The sequence below is a fragment of the Fodinibius salicampi genome (genome assembly GCF_039545095.1).
GTDB lineage: Bacteria > Bacteroidota > Rhodothermia > Balneolales > Balneolaceae > Fodinibius > Fodinibius salicampi.
Genome location: NZ_BAABRS010000001.1, coordinates 1434269 through 1452925, shown reverse-complemented (window position 1 = coordinate 1452925; position 18657 = coordinate 1434269). Strand labels below are relative to the sequence as shown.

The following is an 18657-nucleotide window of genomic DNA, read 5'->3' as shown; positions in this document are numbered from 1 at the left end:
AAAAACGACCTTTACCTTCCGTAAGGGATGGTTTTTATGCTGTCACTTTTTAATGGTAGAAATGGGGGGATTCGAGCGTGATCAATGTAGCTGGTCGGCAGTGATGGTCTGAATAAGAGGTATCACTTGAAAAGTTAAATGAAGAACCCTGGGATGAGTCCGTCAGCCGGCGGATTGACACTTTCCTTTTTAAAGGGTTTAGGCCCAGCACCTATTCTGCAATATATTTTTTAAGCTCTAAATCTGCGATAAATGAATAGTCTTTCTGATTCTTGGAAATCAACTCTATTTCATGAGCTATGGCGGTGGACGCAATAAGCATGTCTGCAATTAGAACACCATGACTAAGGCGGTATTCTTTGAAGTGTTCAACAGCTTTTGTTGAAATACTCTTAGAGAGTTGAATAATCTCGAATCGATTTAGGAAGTTTTCCAGTTGTTTAAACTCCTTCTTATTTTCACAACCAACCATCAATTCCATTTGTGTTACGACACTTATTGAGAGAACATAGTCTTGTTGGAGTTCTTCAAGTGTGTTAATAGCTTGCGTAATGCCACGACTGACATCAATAAGAATATCTGTATCGACAAGAATAAACTGGTCCGCCATAATTTAGCGTTTTGTCCACTGGGTTTGGCGCTGTTTTTTTACCCAAGCGGAACTATCGTTTAAATCAGAACGATCTTTCCACATTCCAACAAAAGAACTTTCTGAGATAGGCTTTTTTGTCTTTTTAGGAGTGGATTTGACATACCGTTCATATAAGAACTGAACAAAGTCGCTTGCTTCTTTTTTAGCTTCAGGGGGAAGCTTCTCAAATTTGTCTAAAACTGGCTTCTTACTCATGTCGGTATTTTTTAAATCAACTACTGCTTAAAAGTAACAAAACAACGCCAAAAAGCAGAAAGTCTTTTATTAAGCTTATCAAGAATTGAAAGTTGAGTGCTGGGTATAACGACCTTGCGCATAAGCGGTTTGGAGATTATGTACTCAATTTAACAGACAAAACTGTAATTGCAATTGAGAATGCCAAAACCAAGTTTGTACCAAATCCGCTTAATGCCGTTGTTATAGGGCTTGGGCTCTTCCTTCGTTACAAATTAATCTTCAGCCAATGTCGCTTTCCAAATTTTATTTATATCCTTAAGAGCTTCTAAGTTTTCCAAAGGATTTCCATTAAGGAGTACCATATTCGCTTTACTTCCTACGCCAAGCCTTCCCACAGGTATATCCCAGGCTTTGGCTGCATTCCCCGTTGCTGTTTTTAAAACTTCAAGATTTGAAAGGCCCGCTTCACTGTAAAGATCTAATTCTGCCAGCAAATCAGTGTCCCAGTTTATGGTAGAAGTTGCTCCTACATCTGTCCCTGCAACGATCATTATACCTGCCTGATGCATGCGTCTTATTCCTTCTAATGTTTCTTCTACGGAAATAAAATTTTCTTTTGCCCACTCAGCTGCTTTTTCCCCTCGTATCTTTGCATTTTCAAATCCTCGGGGTATGAGGATTGCTGTGGGAACAACAAATGCCCCGCTTTCTTGAATCTTGGAAAGGTGTTCATCTGTAAGTTTCGACTCGTCACTATAACTCCACATATGAACGAAGCCATCGGGTTTGAATTCAGCAATTTTTACCATTTCTGACAGCATACCTATGTGAACTACGGCTTTGTAACCCAAGCTATGGGTATAATCGATGATTTTTTCAATCTGATCATAGCTAAGAGTTGGCTGTGCCGGGAAGATGAAAAAATCATGGTCTTCCCGCACTATTTTGATAAAATCGGCGCCATTAGCAATTCGATGGTCCACAAATTCTTTTACTGAAACGGTGTCATTGATTGTTTCAATCGGATTGGGACTTACCTGGGTTGGATGTCCGCCGGGTACTGTTGCTGCAATTCCGGATGTATAATAGAATGGATATCCTTCCTCTTTACTTTTTTCCTTAATCAGGCTGTCTCTTTTTTCGTCACTGGCATGGGTACCTATATTCGCTAAAATCCCTACTTCATATCCCGCTTTTAGGTCTTCCGCTCGCCAGATATGAGTGTGACTATTTATCAGGCCGGGAATCAGGTATTTGTCGGCACCATCTATGGTTGAGTCTGAAAGCAGCGGTTCCGTACTAACTGCAGCAATGGTGTCGGAGTTTATAGCAATATTAACGATTCCCTTGTCTTCTACTCCGTTGAAAAAGCCCACATTTTCGATAACCAACTCATATTTAGCGGGTTGGTTACATGATGCCATGAAAATTAAAAAGAGGTAAACAATACTTTTTTTCATTTTCTCAAAGGTTCTGTACTAACGATTGCATCGAATAGCACATGTTTTTATTTAAGCCCTATAACGACCTTGCGCATAAGGTGCAGGCGCCGGAGTGTTGAATTAATTACAAAATGAAAGAGTAACTATAAAAATGGAAGCTGGCAAGAACAGGCGAGGCCTGTCCCCTTAATGCGCTGGTTATAGGGCGCTTTATATAAGAGAATCAGAAATTATTTTAACAGACAAGCAAATGCGTTTCCCAGTGCAATTAATTGTCAGCTTAACGTCAAAGATTAAATTAGAAATAGTAATGTTATTTATAATAACAGATTAGCCCGCATTGCATTCCTACAGTACTTGCTAAATTAAACATTGACACCAAAAATGTAACCAACTAATGCGGATAAACCCATTGCAATGGTTCCCCAGATTACAATCCGTATCACAGCTTTAGTAATGTTTGAACCACCAGTCTTAGCTGATACAACACCAAGAATAATGAGAGATAAAATAGTAAACCCATATAGGAAAAATTCTACTTGTGAGACAGGTGCAAAAAGTGTAACAATTAAAGGTAAAAGCCCACCAGCTGTAAATGCACCACCTGATGCTAAGGCTGCTTGAATTGGTTTCGCTTGACTTATTTCATTGATTCCTAATTCGTCACGAATGTGCGTCCCAAGTGCGTCTGCTTCAGTTAATTCTTTTGCTACTTGTAATGAAGTCTCTTTCTTAAGGCCCCTTCTTTCATAAATCTGTGCCAAAATTTTTATTTCAGCTTCGGGCATTTCTTCAAGTTCTTGTTTTTCCCGTTTGATATCAGCTTTCTCAATGTCAGTTTGTGAACTAACAGATACATATTCTCCGGCGGCCATAGATAATGCTCCCGCAACGAGACCTGCCATGGTTGCTAATAAAATTGGATCTCTTGTTGCGCTGGCCGTTGCTACTCCGATAGCAAGGCTTGAAATAGAGATTATACCGTCATTTGCTCCAAGAACGGCTGCTCTTAACCAATTACTTCGGTGTATATAATGGCTATCTAAATAGTTGTCAATGGTTATCTTTTTTTTCATTAGTCTCTTGATCGACATTATGACCAGCACAAGCACCTCATTGCTGAAATTGAGTACGTCCTTATTTCTTACATATTAATTAATATGATCTTCAAAAAGTATTAAGAAATTGGAGTTCATATCAAAGATTCTACATCACCTTATGATCAAGATACTTAATATTTTGAGATTGTATTAGCCCTATAACCTATACTTATGTCAACAAGCCAACGGCATAATGACATTATCGTGCAAAGACATAGTTTGCTAAAAATACCGCTCAAACACAAAAACCGTATTATGTTGGGATATTATCATGCATAGCGACCCGCTTTTTGTGACATAACAGGTTGACATAATATTCTTTATCATATCCTGATATTTTGCATCTTTGCCGATGCTATTTTAATTATTAAATAGTTAATCCACTCCAGTTGAAATAGCAACTGCTCCCTAAGATGTATTGCTTCTTTTTAAAAAAAAGATTTTCGGGATATGTTATCTGGAATCTACTATTCCGGATAATATCCACTGAAAGTAGCCTCTCGATAAATAACTGGACAAAATCTAATATTATGAGAAAATTGAACTGGAGCCGGATTCCACGCCTATATATTAGCCGTACTAGTAAAATAATGAGGGATAAAATCATGAAAAATATAGTAATTGCACTCGGAGTGATTTTACTTTGTGTTTCGATCGGTTCTGCTCTGGGAAATCAGAGTGGTGGATTCATAGTAGGAGTCATCCTAGCAATTGTATTAGCCAAAAAGAATTGGAAAGCTGATACTAAAAAGTCCGCCTAACAACCGTTTCAAGGGGACTCGAGTGCGGTTGAGATTTTAATTTTAATCACTAGACTTGTCGCTTAAGTGCAATGTCTTATGCCTTTTCCCGATGATATATAGGTCGTTGCGAGGTCAGTTAAAGTGTGATTTCTGTGAAAAATAACGCAGCCGATTGGTTTAGTCCTTCGTAGGTATCAGCTGCTTTGTAAAGCGTTGATTTTGTTGTTCTTTTCTTAAAAAAGAGGCGGGATATTATTGGCTTAGAATAGAATATTAGTTAGTTTTAAAAACTGTGTTTTTTAATGCATAGGAATTTTCATTTTCAGGGGTCCGACCGACTCTTGGGGAAGGATGAAAATCTCCCCGTTCTATCCCCGTAAATCTAAACAGATTTAAACGAAAAATGCTTATAAAACCATTATATAGGCCGTATAGCAATCTGTTTATTTGTAATGGTAGATACGATGCTTGGGGACCGATTAATTTTGTTATACTACGCTGATTGCATCATTAATATTAAAGAATAAGAAAAGGCTGTATTAAACTATTTATATGAGTACAAAAGAAGCAGAAGAAACAAGTGCGCAATATGTTGAGTGGGACCTCTCAGATCTTTATGAATCGGTGGATGATCCTGCACTGAAAAAGGATAAAGAAAGGGTTCGGGAACAGGCAAAGCAGTTTGCATCGAACTATAAAGGGGAAGTTGCTTCCTTTGATGCCCAGGAAATGAAAAAAGCGCTGCAGGATTATGAAGAAATTATGGAGCTGCTGGGAAAGATCGGCTCCTATGCCCAGCTGATCTGGTCCACCGAAACCTCCAATGCGAAATATGGGAAGCTGGTTCAGGAGGCCAATGAGCTATCCTCGGAAATACAGCAACAGCTGGTCTTTTTTGATGTGGAGTGGCTGGATGTGGATGATGAGCAGGCGGAAACACTTATTGAGAGCAAAACCCTCAGTCACTATAAGCATTACCTGGAAACTTCCCGCCGCTATAAAGAGTATGTGCTCAGCGAAAAAGAAGAGCAGGTACTGTCCGCCAAAAAAGTAACGGGCCGGAGCGCATGGAATCGCTTTTTTGATGAAACGATGGGAGCCGCCCGCTTTGAACTGGATGGGGAAGAACTCACTCAGCAGCAAGTGCTAAGTAAATTGCACGAATCGGACCGGGACCTTCGAAAACGTGCCCATGAATCCCTTACCAATACATTCGAGGAACTAAGTCGTCCGCTTACCTTTGTCTTTAATACTTTGCTGGCTGATAAGCATACCGACGACAAGCTGAGGGGGTACGAAAGCTGGATTTCATCCCGGAATTTATCCAACGAGATCGACGATGAAACGGTGGAAATCCTCGTCAACTCTGTAACAGATAATTATGATTTGGTGCACCGTTTCTATGAGCTGAAGCGTTCGCTGTTGGATTACGAAGAGCTTTATGATTACGACCGCTATGCTCCGCTCTTAAAAAACGAAAAGGAGATTGAGTGGGAAGAAGCCCAGGATATGGTGTTGGATTCCTATTCAGACTTTCATCAGGATATGGGAGATATCGCCGGAAAGTTTTTCAAACAGCGATGGATCGATGCCGCTATCAAGCCCGGTAAAAGGGGAGGGGCCTATTCCGCAAGTACCGTCCCTTCCGTACATCCGTATGTTTTTATGAATTACGACGGAAAGATACGCGATGTGCAAACCTTGGCTCATGAATTGGGCCATGGGGTCCATCAGTATCTATCCCGCGAGCAGGGAGCGTTGCAGGCTAATACTCCGCTTACCACGGCCGAAACCGCCTCCGTTTTTGGGGAGATGCTGGTATTTCAACGGTTGATGAGCCGGCTTGCTGATCCCAAAGAAAAATTGGCGCTGTTAATTGGAAAAATTGATGATACCATTGCAACCGTGTTTCGCCAGATTTCAATGAACAGGTTTGAGCACGCCATTCATACCAAACGCCGCGAGGAAGGTGAATTGACTACGGAAGAATTTTCTCAGCTGTGGCGCAAAACCCAGAACGATATTTACGGCGATTCTGTAACTCTCACAGAAAATTATAATCTTTGGTGGTGCTATATTCCTCACTTTTTACATACGCCCGGCTACGTTTATGCCTATGCTTTTGGAGAATTGCTGGTTCTGGCCCTTTATGAAGAATACCGACAGTCAAAGAACGGTTTTTCCGATCGCTATATAGAGATGCTCCGGGCGGGGGGATCAGATTGGCCGGAACATATTGTGGGTAAACTGGGTCTTGATATAACCCAGCCGGACTTTTGGAATAAGGGACTGGTTGCCGTGGAACAGATGATTGAACAGGCTGAAGAATTGGCGCAAAAAGTAAGGTAATTTAATAATGGACAGTTATGCTTCCGTACAGAAAAAAGACCGATCAAATGCAGATATTATGGGACAAAAACGCCAGGAAAAGGCCCTGCGTGAGTTTAAACACGTATTAAAAAACTTAATTTTTCTGTTGCGAAGTGCTTCCGAGATGGAAACGGTTTATATGTACTGGGTAAATCGTTCCCGCCGGCAGTTTGTACTTGAGACTAAATCCACCGCTCTTGAAAATGTGATGTTTAAAGATCGTCTTCAGTTCGATGATCACTTTCTGAATGAATACAAAGATATTACGGAACCTAAGGCAGTTGAAATAGGGAATAATAATCTAAAAGAAGAATCTCTTAAACACTACTATAATGAAGTGCCAGTGCGGTATGTTACGATGTTGCCATTCGTGAATAATGGTGAGACCGTTGCGATTACCGTATTGGAGTCCAAAAATAATGTCTTTACCGAAGATCAAAGCGAGGTTATTCATTCCTATATTGAGGCCCTTCGTAATGTTTTAAATACCTATCTGGAGATTAGTGATCTTTACGAGCAGCAAAACGAATGGATAGATTATGAAGACTCCGTTAACCAACTGGATGTACGCTGCCACCGTACAGAAATGGTTAAGAGGCTATTAAATATAATCCAGGAATATCTGAATGAAGGCGGAGTTTCATTTATAGCGCGAGGCATGGAAAGCTGGTGTAATGTGCTAAATTCTGATGGTGCGCAAGATCCACTTCCTATTGGTATGAGTATCGAAGATCGATCCATAGCCAGTGAAGCTATTGAAAACGGCGAGCCGGAATTTGCTATTCACTTTAATAATAGTCCCAAACGCATATCTCCCCGCGAGCCCCACACCGAGGGGGCCAGTATTGCCATTCCGATGCTTATGAATGATCGTCGGCAGGGGGTAGTATTAGTTTACGATAAAAACCCGCTAATATTTAAAGAGTCAACGAAACACAAACTTATAAACCTGGTTCGGGTAGCGGCTCTTCAAATCATTGCAAACGATCCGAATATTGATATTGATGCTCCGGTATTTGCCAACAAGTATGGAGCATTTATGCCGGATTTTTGGGAGAAGACAGTGGATATTGAGCTTCGCAATAATGGAGAGGAGCAAAATGACTTCCATACTTGGTTTGGGCTTTTGACCCTGTCAAATTTGCCCAAGCTCAGGACAAAAATGCGTATTGATCAGCTTGACCAGATGCAACGCGACCTTGTTACTGCTTTAAATCCGGGGCAATTCGGTTATACGGGAATGTTGGGTTACCATTCGGATTATGTGTACTCTTTTTTGATTCAAAATAAAGATCAGAAAGCCCTTGAAAAATGGATATCTGCTTTACGCGATAAATTCAGCAATTCGTTTGAGCTATCAAACGGGATGCATATAGAGACAGGCATAAATGTAGGCTTCGTAGAGCTGAATGGGGATTATGAAGATTCCTACCAGGTACTGTCTAATGCTAAAACTGCCTTGTCAGACGCAACAAAATCCAAATAAAAATAAGAAGGTAATTTATTATGGGTAATTGTTATCTAATTGTTATTGATGGTTTGGGCGTAGGTGCACAGGAAGATGCCGCTGACTATGGGGATGAAGGAGAAAATACATTGGGACACCTTTGTGAGGCAACAGGTTGCAAACTTCCGAATATGCAGCGCATGGGGTTGGGAAATATCGTTCCGTTAACATCGGTTCCAATGATCGAAGATCCTATTTGTGCCTATGGTAAAATGCAGGAACGATCGGCCGGTAAGGATTCAACAACCGGACACTGGGAGCTTGCCGGAATTCAGCTGGGCCGACCTTTCCCAACGTATCCGGAGGGTTTTCCCAAGGAAGTAATTAATTCTTTCTGCGGGGGGATTGGCAAGGAAAAAGTATTGGTTAATAAACCATACTCCGGAACCCAGGTTATTAATGATTATGGGGAAGAGCATCTGGATACAACGTATCCCATAGTTTACACCTCGGCAGATAGTGTGTTCCAGGTAGCCGCGCATGTGGATGTAACACCTGTTGATGAATTGTACGATTGGTGTGAGTTTGCACGTAATCAGGTGCTTACCGAAGATCATGGAGTAGGACGGGTTATTGCCCGCCCGTTTAAGGGAGAAGCCGGTAGTTTTGAACGCATTTCAGAAAAAAGACACGATTTTTCTATTTCGCCCCCAGATTATAATCTTTTGGGCCGATTGAAAGAAGAAGGAATTAACACCTATTCAATTGGTAAGGTCGTAGATCTTTTTGCAGAAGAATACTTTACCCAGTTCCGACGAACCAAACACAATGCAGAAGGGATTTCTCAGTTGCTGAGCCTAATGTCTGCAGTTTCAGATAGTTTCGTATTTGTAAACCTGATTGATACGGACCAAATGTATGGACATCGGCAGGATCCTTCGGGTTATGCCGAATGCCTGCAAGAAATTGATCGGGCGATACCGGCTATTATAAGTAAACTGGAAGAAGATGATTTATTGATCATTACATCAGATCATGGAAATGATCCTACTTCAAACAGTACTGATCATAGCCGGGAATATGTGCCGGTATTACTGTTTCCGGGATCAAAAGCCGCACAAGTTAATCTTGGAACGCGACAGACCTTTAGTGATGTTGCATGTACTGTGGCAAGTTATTTCGGTATACCAGCCGAATTTAGTGGAAAAAGTATGCTTGAAAAGGCATAGGGAAGCGAAAATAATCATTCGCAATTAAGCCTTAAACCTGCTATATTTCAGAGATTGAAAGGGCAACATTATTATATATTGGGCGTTATCTTACCCTGATGGTAATACGTTACCATTAAAAAGCACTAAAAATACTAATAAACCCAGAAAAATCCCGTGGCCAGAAGTTCAGGAATTTCTACTCGCGAATCGGAATCCCTCGATCGCTATCTACAAGAGATTGGTAAAGAGAAACTTATTACACCGGAAGACGAGGTCAGGCTTGCCAAAGAGATACAGAAAGGCAGCCAAAAAGCCCTCGAAGATTTAACAAAAGCCAATCTTCGTTTTGTCGTTTCCGTAGCTAAGCAGTACCAAAATCAGGGATTGTCACTTGGAGATCTTATTAATGAAGGTAATTTGGGACTGATTAAAGCTGCAAAACGTTTTGATGAAACTCGGGGATTTAAGTTTATTTCTTATGCGGTTTGGTGGATTCGACAATCCATTCTGCAGGCACTGGCAGAGCAAAGCCGTATTGTTCGTCTGCCGCTCAACAGAGTTGGGGCGCTGAATAAGATCGGTAAAGAGCTTTCAAAGCTGGAGCAGGAGTACGAACGTGTGCCTTCTGCCGCAGAGCTTGCCGAAAGTCTGGATATGACCGTATCAGAAGTTGCAGACACTCTTAAAATTTCAGGACGCCACCTTTCTGTGGATGCTCCTTTTGCTCAGGGCGAAGATAATCGCCTGCTGGACGTTCTTGAGAACGAGGAAACTCCGGATCCCGATAATGATCTGATGGGGGAATCGCTCAAGGTGGAGATTGAGCGGGCACTGTCTAAGCTGACCGACCGGGAAGCAGAAGTAATTCGCCTGTATTTTGGAATTGGTCGGGAGCACTCGTTAACCCTTGAAGAAATTGGTGAACGCTTTGACCTGACGCGGGAGCGCGTTCGGCAAATTAAGGAGAAAGCACTAAGAAAGCTTCGCCACCATAATCGAAGCGCAGCTCTCCGAGCCTATCTCGGTTAAACTTTTGACTATTATTTTAATGAAAAAGCCCCGCACTGCCGGGGCTTTTTTTATTTCCGCAAATTTTCATAGACTGATATACAATTGTAAAATTTAGAGCAGTTTTTTGAGGTTCACTATATATGAGATTCTACCTACTCATCGTATTATTTTTGGCCATCAGTTTTAGTGAAGCGGAAGCACAGACATTGCCTTTTCGTACGTACTCCATTGAAAATGGTCTTAGTGAATCTGTGGTTAATGACCTGCTCCAGGATGAGGATGCCTATCTTTGGATTGCTACCAGCTATGGATTAAACCGATTTGATGGTATAGAATTCGAAAATTATTACATGGAAGACGGTCTTAAAGAAAACAGAATCCACTCCTTATACGAAGACCACAAGGGATGGAAGTGGATAGGGACCGCTGCCGGGGTAAACGTTATTAAGTCTGATAGTATTCAATCAGTATCAGCATTGTCTCCCCTGAATTCCAGCACTGTTTTGGATATATATCAAGACGAATTGAATGAATATTGGTTTGCAACGGATGGCGAGGGCGTTTGGCACTTGGATGGCAATAATAATATTAGTCAGTACGGAGAAGTGAATGGTCTGGGAGACGATCGCGTTCGTAAAGTTCTGGAAGATGAAGAGGGCATACTTTGGTTTGCCACACGGGACGGACTAACCAAGCTGGAAGATGGGAACTTTCGAACTTTCACCGAGCGCCACGGGCTGCCCGACGATCGTCTCCGTGATCTTACAATAGGACAGGATGGTACATTATGGATTGGCAGCCGCGGGGGGCTTTGTAAACTTATTGGAGAGGTATTCAGATGTTTTACAGAAAATGATGGATTGGTAAATAATCGCATTCAGTCTATTTCGGTGGATCAGGAGTCGGGGGGACTCTGGATAGGGACAGAAGAAGGTGTTAGCTTTTTTATTGAAGAATCATTTACCAACTATTCTGTTGATCAAGGGCTCACCAATAATATTGTGCAGACCACCTTATATGATCGGGAAGGAAATATTTGGTTTGGGACATTTGGAGGAGGCATAAATCTGTTTTTAGGTAACCATTTCAGGAATTATACTGTGGAAGAGGGATTGCCTAATAATGTTATAACGGATATAACGGAAGATAGAACAGGAAGCCACTGGATTTCTACCTATGGTGGAGGGATCGCCAGATTGAATAATTCCGGGACGACAATTTATAACAGTCAGGATGGGTTGGTAGATAATAAAGTCTATACGATGGCCTTTGACAGTACCGAGGGACTATTTATCGGTACCAGATGGGGCTTAAGCATCTTCAGAGAAGGAGTATTCCAGAATTTTGACGAAACCGAGGTCCCGTATAGAAAAATACGGTCATTACACAGGTCAGAGGCCACGGATAGTTGGTGGTTGGGTACCTACGGAGAGGGAGTACTAGAATATGATAACCAAGACTTTCAACTCTGGACAGAGGAAGAAGGACTGGCTAATAATACGGTAATGGCGATTGAGGAATCAGAAGATAGTTCGCTCTGGTTTGCCACTTACGGAGGGATTAGTCAGTGGAAAGACAGTACTTTCACCACCTATGGCATTCAGCATGGGTTACCGAACAATGGGGTAATGGATATTCTTATTGACAAAGAAGGAAATTTATGGGCTGCCACATTTGGTGGAATTGCCCGGTTTGATGGTGAGAATTTTGAGGCTATAACGCCAGAAGATGGATTGCCCGATGAGGTATGCTATTTTATAGAACAAGACGATCGTGGTATTTTTTGGATCGGGACGAACAGAGGGATTATCCGCTTTGATTATGAAGCTTATAAGAATGCAGAACCATCCGATGACAGGCGTCCTTTTAAACTTATTACCCAGGCACAGGGACTGGTTGCCAATGAAATGAATGCAGGAGCTTCATTTAAAGATAATGAGGGTGATTTATGGTTTGGATCGGTAGGAGGTGTTACACGCTTTATTCCGTCTATGGAAACCATGAATGCAGCCCCTCCCAGTATTCATATGAAAAATCTTAATGCCGGAGGAGAAAATGTACCTTTACAAGGAGAGATCGAAATTGAAAGCGACAAGCGGAATATCACTTTTTCTTATGTAGGTATTAATTTTACTTCACCAGATCAGGTGGAATATCAGTATAGGCTAAGAAATTCCGGTGAGGGGTGGCAGATGACTACAGATCGAAGTGTTCGTTATTCTTCGCTGAGTCCCGGTGACTATACCTTCCAGTTGCGGGCTCGTAATAATGATGGGCGGTGGAATGAAGAACAAACAGAGTTGTCGTTTACCGTACTGGCTCCATTTTGGATGCGTTGGTGGTTTATTACTGCAGTTATAGTGGCCGTTATTGGACTAATATTTTTTATATATAACTATTATCGTGTTCGTAAGATGGTAGAGTTGGAGCGGATGCGCGTGCGCATAGCAAGTGATCTTCATGATGATGTGGGATCGGCACTCACGGAAATTGCTTTACAGTCAGATTTCCTCCAGACGATGGATGTCGCCGATCCTCTTCAGGATTCGCTCCGCCAAATTGGAAACCAAAGCCGAAAAATTGTATCCAGTCTTGATGACATCGTTTGGTCCATAGATGCACGCAATGACACAGTAGGGGATCTTACCGATCGAATGCAGGATTATGTGAACAACGTACTGCCCGAGAAAGAGATCAGCTATCGTTTTGAGGGCGATACGCAAGAAAAACTTGGAGTATCATTGCGAGAAAACCTGTACCTTATTTTTAAAGAAGCAATTAATAATATAGCCAAGCATTCTAATGCAGGCAAGGTAGAGATTCATTTGGCAACAAACGGTCAACGTTTTGTAATGAGTATTCATGATGACGGAACCGGTCCTCAAAACGAACGTAAAACGGGACAGGGTTTGTCTAACATGAAGATGCGAGCGAAACGTATTGATGCGGATATTACATTTAATAATAACAAGGGTTTTGAAGTACGGGTAGAAGGTACAGCCTGAAAGATTATGCATTAATTTTACTTAAAACTGATTCTTATGGCTTCCGTAGTTGGTATTGTCGAAGACAACAAAAAGATTCGTGATCTAATTCAGCGTTACCTTGATATGCAGGATGATTTTAGCTGTCCCGTAGCGGTAGATTCGGTTGAGGAAATGATTGATTATTTGGAGGAACATGCCGAACCGGATGTTATATTAATGGATATCCAGCTCCCTGGGATGTCCGGCATCAAGGGGATGGGGGTTATTAAAGAGGAATATCCCGATATTGAAATTATAATGCTGACGGTCTATCACGATTCCCATAAAATATTTAAAGCATTGCGAGCAGGCGCTTCTGGTTACCTGCTCAAACATACCTCGCTGCCCGAGATTAAAGAATCTATTTTGAAATTGCTGGACGGTGGTGCTCCCATGTCGCCTCAAATAGCCCGGAAGGTGATCACTCATTTTCAGGATGATAACAATAAAAAGGACAGCGATTCGAATTTAACGCCGCGTGAGCACGATATCGTTAATGGATTGGTAGACGGACTCAGTTATAAAATGATTGCGGACCGGTACGACATCTCCATTGATACAGTACGTGCTCATATACGCAATATTTATAAAAAACTACACGTTCATTCTAAAGCAGAAGTGATTGCTAAATCCCTCAAGGGAGAAATTTAATGGGCTATTCACATGATCATGTGATTGTGTATATAACATTAATCATATACATTGATAATAGAGCTCAGAAGTAGTGTACGAGCTCGTAACACAGAGCGGGGGAGTTAACATTAAACGTAGAATGCCATGAAACTGATTAAAGCTCTTATCTTAACATTATCGGCCTTATTGTTAACCGGATGCTATACTCAGTTGAAGTATAGCCAATCTGTGACAGAAGATCGTGCCGACCAGCAGGGGGAAGAGGTGGTGGAATATGATGAGTATATTCCCGTCTACTACAAGGACTATGCCTATGCTGATCGTTATGGTAAATATGGGTTTAACCGTTACTTCTCCGATTTTTCTTACCACTCTTTTTATTTTAATTCTCACAGGTATTACGACCCCTACTTTTCTTCACACTACTGGTCTTTAAGCCCCTATTGGAGATGGCGTTTAAGAACGGGATTTGGACATTATTATGGACACAATAGCTTTGCCTTCTCTTTTTCATGGGGTAGTCCGTTTTACCATAGTTTCTATGGACACTCGTACTATTATGATCCCTACTGGTACGGCTATCACTACCGTCCATACGCCTATAACTACTACAATTATTACGGGCAGCCTGGCCGTGCATATTATAACTACAGCAGAAGCCGGGATGACGATCGGCGTTATGGCCGAAGAAGTGCAAGCGTAGGAACCAATCGGGTCAGAAGTCGATCGGACTCCAACAATGGGCGCAGTGGTACTAGCGTAAGGAGTCGAAGTTCCGATAACTCAAATACAAATGTACGCCAGCGTTCTGGTAATACTACGCGAACTCGTAGTACGGTACAGCAAGGAAATAGTACCCGAAGCAGAACAAATTCAGGCTCAGTGGGGAATACTACCCGAAGCCGCAGTGGAAGTGATGGGAGCAGTTCCCGCAGCCGAAGCAGGGGTGATAATATGCAACAGCAAAGCAACAATGATTCAGCCGTTCGCGTGAGTAGGGTAGGCATCCGGACAGCCAATAACAATGACAGTGACAAGCGAGAGCGGAATGTGCGTGTTATACGGCGTTCAATAAATACTTTAGATAGTTCGCCTTCTACTTCTCCCCAACAGCGATTAAACAGACAGTTGGAGCGCAATGATAGGAGAAGCGACAGCCGGAGTAGTGGTTTTATTAAGAAATTAAGAAATGCTATTGAGAAGGGGGCAACCCGGATATCGAATAGCAACAGTCGTTCCTCCTCTTCTGCAAATACCCAAATACGCTCGCGTTCCAGTCGTTCATCTTCCTCTGGTAATAATTCGTCTGTTAGGCAGCGCAGTCGTAGTAGCAGTAGTAGTTCTGGTTCCGTAAGCAGGAGTCGCTCTTCCTCTTCGTCCAGTAAATCTGGTTCCCGAAGCAGAAGCGGTTCTTCCTCGCGTTCCCGTAGCGGTGGCAACTGAGTTTAACCGAGCTCAGGCATATCCAACATTTTTTCATCAACAGACTATAAAGGTATAAGACTATGAATATCAAAGGTATATCAAAAAAATGGTTTCTCGTCCTTTTGGGTATTTTCTTGAGCTCTCCGGCCATCGTCGGAGCACAGACCACCGATGACGTTCTGCGCTACAGCCTCGAATATCCTTCCTACGATCCGGTAAGTATCGTAATTCCTGGCGTAAGCAGTTATACTGGTTTTGGTGCCTATCAGGATAATCCAGCCGTGATGGCACTGGCACCGGAAGGATATCTTTCTTTCAGCCTGAGCAGCCGATTTGCTGAAGCCTCGGGCAGTTACTTGGGGAATACTACCGAGCATTCAGATAATCAAACAAGCGTGGGCGATCTGGGATTTGTGTATAAGTTCCCAACGACTAGGGGAAGTTTGGTGTTTGGAGGGGGATACAGCCAGACCAGCGACTATAACCGAGCACTTGGCGCAAATGGATTTAATGAAGCTTCGACCATTACTGATTATTATAATAGTTCCCTGGTAAGTGATGATATTTATTTTACTGCTTATGATGCGTTCGCCATTTATGATCCGAGTCCGGGGGATGACGATTACTCGAATACGACCTCGGCCTTCCGAGCCAACGGATACGAGGGCATCCAGCAGAATTTAGAGATGACCGAAAGGGGACAGTTGGGTGAATATTCGGCTTTTCTTGCAACGGAAGCTGCTAAGAACCTTTTTATTGGTGCTTCTGTTGGTATTTCCGGTGGTACCTATACCTATAAGAGAGACTTCTTAGAGAGCGACCGGAATAACGATTATAACAATAGATCGAATAATACAGATATTGATCAGATCCTCAGTTATGATACTATAGATGCCAAAATGCAATCTTTTAGTGCCCGGCTGGGCCTGATGTATCGGCCTGCTGAAGCTTGGAATATAGGGGTTAGTTATGAGTTCCCGAGTCGATTAGAGATAGAAGAAGAGTACAATACCGTGATTACTACGACCTTCGACAATGGAGATGTGGAAGAACATGATGCTCCCGGAGAGTTCACCTACGAGATTATACGTCCACCGCGCTTAAAGGCGGGGGTAACTTATACCGGGAATGAGAAAATTACCCTTACAGCAGCTGCGGAAAGTGTTTTTTATACAGAAGCTGAATATGATGAGGAAGGACTGAGTGACTATGAAACACAGCTGAACAACGAGATACAATCTGTCTTTAAAGATGTGGTCAATTTCAGGGGAGGCATCGAATATAAAATGAACGAGCAGTTTACCCCCCGAGTCGGCTATGGTTATTACGCTGATCCAACCAGAGGCTTTGACAGCTCCCGTCAGTTTATAAGCGGTGGTTTTAGCACTAAGATTAGTCCCAATACAAGCTTGGACATCGGATTACAATACGGCATGTGGGAAGATCAGAATGTTATTTATAGCTATGAAAGCGGGAATAATGTCATTGATGAAGTCGTGCATGAAGATGTTGGCCGATTAAACGTAATGGCAGGCATTAAGCTGGCACTGTAGTAAGGTTAATACATTTTTCGTCGGGGACGTAGCATGCTACCTCCGCACAAATACGAATGAGAGACGTGATTAAAATAGGATAGAATTGTTGGAGGCAGATTGATTTTAAATCAAGAAAGAGATGCAAAAGAGGAATTGTCCGAATCGAAAATCGATCCGATTGAAGGGCTGGGATTACAGGACAGGGCTATATTTTATTACAATCTGCACGGACGAGAGCCAGCATCATTTTGGCCATATTAATGATGGTATGATGGGCCTGTCGGTGCCTGGATGCATAGCCTGGCATTATTGGCGGCAGATTCCTCATCATCAGGAAAATGTGATATTGGATGAATTTGTGGTAATGCCTGATCATATTCATGGGATAATCGGAATTGAATCAGAAGAAGCTGTCGGGACATGCCATGGCATGTCCGTACCAAATGCTTCTGAAGCAGAGAGAAAAGCAAAATTCGGGCAGCCCCAATCAAAATCATTATCTATGATTATCAATCATTTTAAGGGAGCCGTTACCCGGTGGTGCAATGCCCATGAGTACGAATATTTTGCATGGCAGTCGCGCTTTTATGATCATATAATCCGAAATGAGCGGGCTTTAAAGCGCATAAGGCAATATATATTTGATAATCCATTGCAGTGGCAGAAAGGTAAAAGAGACAGGAATACCGATAGCAATATAATTCACGAGCAAGCGGTAGAATATATGGCAGTAGCCTGAATAAGTGATAAATTCGAATCAATACGGACTAATACATGGTACGTCCCGACAACACGCCATGGCGTGGCCGCCAGCGAAAAATCCAATTAGATTTGTATCCAAATATTCCGGGAACGAGGAAATACACCAATTAATTACTGAGCCATATCAAATTTGGCCCAAACCGGCAAATGGTCTGAGGTGCTGCTTTCAAAGTCGGGGATATAATCAAGCGGGGCTTCATAAATAGTCGCACTGTCATCGATATAAAGATTGAACAGCTCATCGCTCATAGTAATATGATCTATCAGGTCGCCCTTATCCATATAGTTTATGGAAGCGGTGTGCTTATTTTCAGATAGTACTTTGGTGACTATTCGGAAGTGTTGGGTATCCTCTGTAAACTCATCGTAGGGTGTTTCCTGGTATACCTCTTCGCCATTTTGTTCTTCGTAATAAATCGATTCATCCACATCATCGTTGTAGTCGCCCATCAGAATGATATTGGCATTGGGATGCTCATCCAACAGGTAGTAGTACAAGCCCTCGGCCGCCATTTGGCGTCGCTTATAAGATTCCTGGTAGTCCCCGTAATTAGCTTTGGCGTGAATAACCACTGCAAAGAACTCCGTTTGCTCGCTGTTGGGGGTATGGTAATCGAATCGAAAAAAGAGGGGAGGTCGGCCATTGGCCCAGTAGTATTCCCACTCATCCCGGTAGGTTTCCCTCACCTCCGCTAGAGATATTTCACCTGCTTCCAGGGAGTCGATGGTGTTGGTGTTATACAGAAAAGCCATCTTCTGGCCTTTATTGATGAAATCAGCCGTAAAGCCTTTATAGCCGGTCATGGGCTCAACTATCTCATTAAAAGCTTCCTGGCTGAAGATTTCTTGCATGGCATAGAGGTCGGCATCCAGAGAGTCTAACACCCGCACGATATTTTTTGTCTGCTGGAACTCATCATCGGGACCATTCCCTTCATTACCATACCACTCGGTATTCCAGGTTACGGTTTCCAGTATGCCATCCGGGGCAACTGGCTCGGTGGGCAAAATTTCCTCCGGTTCGTCTTCATCATCGACTTCGAAACCCGAAGTACCCCCACAGGCTTTAAATAGAGATAAGGCAATCCCAAGAATAACAATGCCAAAGATAAATCGTTTCAAA

Annotated in this window: 14 protein-coding genes; 9 read left to right on the top strand and 5 right to left on the bottom strand. The window is 42.4% G+C overall.

Features of this window, described 5'->3' with window-relative positions; genetic code table 11:
- Positions 1-211: 211 nt before the first annotated feature.
- The 4 genes from ABEB05_RS06035 to ABEB05_RS06020 all read right to left on the bottom strand — a co-directional run bounded on the left by ABEB05_RS06035 (position 212) and on the right by ABEB05_RS06020 (position 3347).
- A complete protein-coding gene (locus ABEB05_RS06035) occupies positions 212-610 on the bottom strand; it encodes a type II toxin-antitoxin system VapC family toxin (RefSeq protein ID WP_265788426.1) in 399 nt (132 codons plus the stop codon).
- Between the two features lie 3 nt (positions 611-613).
- Positions 614-847 carry a DUF2281 domain-containing protein gene (locus ABEB05_RS06030; protein ID WP_265788424.1) on the bottom strand — a complete coding sequence of 78 codons (234 nt, stop codon included), beginning with the start codon at positions 845-847 and terminating at the stop codon, positions 614-616.
- Between the two features lie 254 nt (positions 848-1101).
- Entirely contained in the window at positions 1102-2253 is a 1152-nt protein-coding gene (locus ABEB05_RS06025) for an amidohydrolase family protein (RefSeq protein ID WP_265788422.1), read from the bottom strand.
- Between the two features lie 383 nt (positions 2254-2636).
- Complete coding sequence (locus ABEB05_RS06020) at positions 2637-3347, bottom strand: VIT1/CCC1 transporter family protein (RefSeq protein ID WP_265788420.1); 711 nt, start codon at positions 3345-3347, stop codon at positions 2637-2639.
- A gap of 1319 nt (positions 3348-4666) precedes the next feature.
- Between ABEB05_RS06020 and ABEB05_RS06015 the strand changes: the two genes are divergently transcribed.
- The 9 genes from ABEB05_RS06015 (at position 4667) to ABEB05_RS05975 (ending at position 17511) form a co-directional block, all read left to right on the top strand.
- Positions 4667-6463: a M3 family oligoendopeptidase gene (locus tag ABEB05_RS06015; protein WP_265788418.1), complete on the top strand. Its 1797-nt coding sequence runs from the start codon at positions 4667-4669 to the stop codon at positions 6461-6463.
- Between the two features lie 7 nt (positions 6464-6470).
- Complete coding sequence (locus tag ABEB05_RS06010; protein ID WP_265788416.1) at positions 6471-7970, top strand: GAF domain-containing protein; 1500 nt, start codon at positions 6471-6473, stop codon at positions 7968-7970.
- Positions 7971-7987: 17 nt separating this feature from the next.
- Positions 7988-9160, top strand: coding sequence for a phosphopentomutase (locus ABEB05_RS06005; protein ID WP_425558402.1), 1173 nt, complete (start codon positions 7988-7990; stop codon positions 9158-9160).
- A gap of 156 nt (positions 9161-9316) precedes the next feature.
- On the top strand, positions 9317-10171 hold the full coding sequence (locus ABEB05_RS06000; RefSeq protein ID WP_073062696.1) for a sigma-70 family RNA polymerase sigma factor: 855 nt from the start codon (positions 9317-9319) through the stop codon (positions 10169-10171).
- Between the two features lie 122 nt (positions 10172-10293).
- On the top strand, positions 10294-13158 hold the full coding sequence (locus ABEB05_RS05995) for a ligand-binding sensor domain-containing protein (RefSeq protein ID WP_265788413.1): 2865 nt from the start codon (positions 10294-10296) through the stop codon (positions 13156-13158).
- A gap of 36 nt (positions 13159-13194) precedes the next feature.
- Entirely contained in the window at positions 13195-13830 is a 636-nt protein-coding gene (locus tag ABEB05_RS05990) for a response regulator (protein ID WP_265788412.1), read from the top strand.
- Between the two features lie 126 nt (positions 13831-13956).
- Positions 13957-15255, top strand: a complete 1299-nt coding sequence (locus ABEB05_RS05985; RefSeq protein WP_265788411.1) for a hypothetical protein — start codon at positions 13957-13959, stop codon at positions 15253-15255.
- Between the two features lie 62 nt (positions 15256-15317).
- Positions 15318-16790, top strand: coding sequence for an OmpP1/FadL family transporter (locus ABEB05_RS05980; RefSeq protein WP_265788410.1), 1473 nt, complete (start codon positions 15318-15320; stop codon positions 16788-16790).
- 121 nt (positions 16791-16911) lie between these two features.
- Entirely contained in the window at positions 16912-17511 is a 600-nt protein-coding gene (locus ABEB05_RS05975; protein ID WP_265788408.1) for a transposase, read from the top strand.
- 134 nt (positions 17512-17645) lie between these two features.
- On the opposite strand, the gene ABEB05_RS05970 is transcribed toward ABEB05_RS05975, so the two are convergent.
- Positions 17646-18656: an endonuclease/exonuclease/phosphatase family protein gene (locus ABEB05_RS05970; RefSeq protein ID WP_265788406.1), complete on the bottom strand. Its 1011-nt coding sequence runs from the start codon at positions 18654-18656 to the stop codon at positions 17646-17648.
- Position 18657 lies beyond the last annotated feature (1 nt).